This is a genomic window from Streptomyces synnematoformans (assembly GCF_039531005.1).
Taxonomy (GTDB): Bacteria; Actinomycetota; Actinomycetes; order Streptomycetales; family Streptomycetaceae; genus Streptomyces; species Streptomyces synnematoformans.
In genome coordinates this window covers 1-2,168 of record NZ_BAAAPF010000576.1, presented here as the reverse complement: position 1 = coordinate 2,168, position 2,168 = coordinate 1, and the positions used below count along the sequence as shown (strand labels likewise).

The 2,168-nt window shown below is 75.6% G+C and carries 3 protein-coding genes and 1 pseudogene; all 4 read left to right on the top strand.

Features of this window, described 5'->3' with window-relative positions; genetic code table 11:
- Positions 1-209: pseudogene (locus tag ABD317_RS36155) on the top strand (hypothetical protein); the annotation flags it as partial.
- Positions 202-1,137 carry an NADH-quinone oxidoreductase subunit H gene (locus ABD317_RS36150; protein WP_344296166.1) on the top strand — a complete coding sequence of 312 codons (936 nt, stop codon included), beginning with the start codon at positions 202-204 and terminating at the stop codon, positions 1,135-1,137. The pseudogene ABD317_RS36155 and the gene ABD317_RS36150, both read left to right, overlap by 8 nt.
- An 18-nt stretch (positions 1,138-1,155) precedes the next feature.
- Positions 1,156-1,755, top strand: coding sequence for an NADH-quinone oxidoreductase subunit J (locus ABD317_RS36145; protein ID WP_344296164.1), 600 nt, complete (start codon positions 1,156-1,158; stop codon positions 1,753-1,755).
- On the top strand, positions 1,752-2,057 hold the full coding sequence (gene nuoK / locus ABD317_RS36140; RefSeq protein ID WP_027752131.1) for an NADH-quinone oxidoreductase subunit NuoK: 306 nt from the start codon (positions 1,752-1,754) through the stop codon (positions 2,055-2,057). The genes ABD317_RS36145 and nuoK overlap by 4 nt, the downstream gene beginning before the upstream one ends.
- Positions 2,058-2,168: the final 111 nt, after the last annotated feature.

Here is a 2,168-nt window from a genome sequence, read left to right as displayed (position 1 = left end):
CTGAACCACAGCCTCTCCGACGCCGGCCCCTGCGGCCGTACGACCGGGACGGCCCGCGGGGGCGGCTCGGCGGCCCCCGGGCGCCGTCGGACGCGCTGCTCGACGCCCTGCCGGAACTGCTGCGGGGCGCCGAGTTCGCGTCCGCGCGCGTGATCGTGGCCAGCCTCGACCCCGACCTCGACGAGGTGGGGGCGGTCGTCCGTGGCTGACACCGCGCCGCTGTGGGCCGTCGTGCTGCTGCCGTTCGCCCTCGCCGCCGCCGCGGCGGGCGGCGCGGGTCTCGACGCGGTGCTCACCGCCGCGGCCGAGCGCGGTCGCGGCGCCCGGCCGCTGCGGGCGGCCCCGGCGCCGCTGCGCACGGGACTGCGGCTGCTGGGCGGGCAGCCGCGGCGCACCACCGCCGGCGACCCGTGGCTGGGCCGCATCGGGATCGCGCTCGTCCCGGTCGCCGCCGTGCTCGCCGGCGCCGTGCTCCCGTGGGGGTTCCGGGCTGTCACCGACCCGGTCGTGGGCGTGGTGTGGTTCAACGCGATGGAGGCGCTGGCGTGGGCGGCGGTGTGGCTGGCCGGCTGGGGGCCGAACTCGGCGCTGTCACTGATTGGCGGCTACCGCTTTCTCGCCCAGGGGCTGGCGTACGAACTGCCGCACATGTTCGCGATCACCACCGCGGCGCTGGGCGCCGAGTCGCTGCGGGTGGGCGAGGTGGTGGCGGCCCAGCGGGGGGTGTGGTTCGCGGTGTGGATGCCGGCGGCGTTCGCGGTGTTCCTGCTGAGCGCGCTGGCGATGGCCTTCTGGGGCCCGTTCGACCACCCGCTGGGGCGGGACGCGGCGGGCGGTGCGGCCGCCGAGCACGCGGGCGTGGACCGGCTGGTGCTGCTGGCCGGGCGGTGGCTGCTGCTGGTGGTCACCGCCGGGTTCAGCGTCCCGCTGTTCCTGGGCGGCGGGCACGGGCCGTGGCTGCCGGCGTGGACGTGGACGCTGCTGAAGACGGCCGCTGTGCTCGGACTGCTGGTGGCCGGGCGGCGGCTGCTGCCGACGCTGCGCATGGAGCGCTATCTGGAGTTCGCGTGGACGGTGCTCGTGCCGCTGACGCTGCTGCAGGCGCTGGTCGTCGCCGTCGTCGTCCTGAACCGATGAGGGAAGGAGCCCGCACGGATGCTCGATGACGTGGTGTTCTGGGCGCTGGCCGGGCCGGCGGTGGCCGCCGCGGTCATGGTGTTCCGCTTCGCGTCCATGGCCCGGGCGACCTACGCGCTGCTGGCGTCCCTGCTGTGCGTCGGCGGCCTGGTCGTCCGGCTCGGTCTCGACTACCTCGGCGTGGTCGTCGTCCTCATGATGACGATCGAGATGGCCCTGATGGGCGTGTTCATGGTGATGTTCATGATGAACCCGGCCGGGCTGATGCCCATGTCGATGCTGCACAACAGGCGGGGCGCGGCGGTGATCTCCGGGGGCGTCTTCGTGCTCCTGGCCGCCGGCGTCCTGCTGGCCCCGTGGCCCCGGCGGCGCGGGGAGCCGGCCGCTGATCCGACGAAGGCGCTGGGCGAGTCGCTGATGGGCCCGCACATGCTGACCATGATGACGCTGGGCCTGGCCCTCTTCGCCACCATCGTCGCCACCGTCGTGCTCGCCACCCGGCGCGGCCGGTACGACCGCTTCGGCGACGACCTGCGCGCCCGCCGCGCCGGCGACCGTGGGGACGGCGGGGACGGCGGGGACGGCGGCGCTCGCGTACGCGGAGGGGCGGGCCCGTGACGCTGGAGCTGTTCCTGCTGGCGGCCGCCGCCCTGTTCTGCATCGGGCTGTTCGGCGCGCTCACCCAGCAGTCGATCGTGATGCTGATGATGGGCCTGGAACTGATGCTCGGCGGCGTCATCCTCGCCGCCGCCGCGGTCTGGCACTTCGTCGCTCCCGCCGCCACCGACGGGCAGGTGCTCGTCGTGCTGGCCGTCACCGTGATGGCGGTGGAGATGGCCGTCGGCTTCGCCGTGGTCACCGCGCTCTTCCGCACCCGGGAGGCCGACATGACCGACGAGGCCGCGGAGTTGAAGGAGTGACCGCGGCGCTGTGGGCGCTGGTCGCCGTGCCGCTCACCGCCGGCGCGCTGCTCGCCGGGGCCGGCCGCCGGGCCGACCGGTACGCGCCGGGCGCGGCCGTCGCGGTCGCCG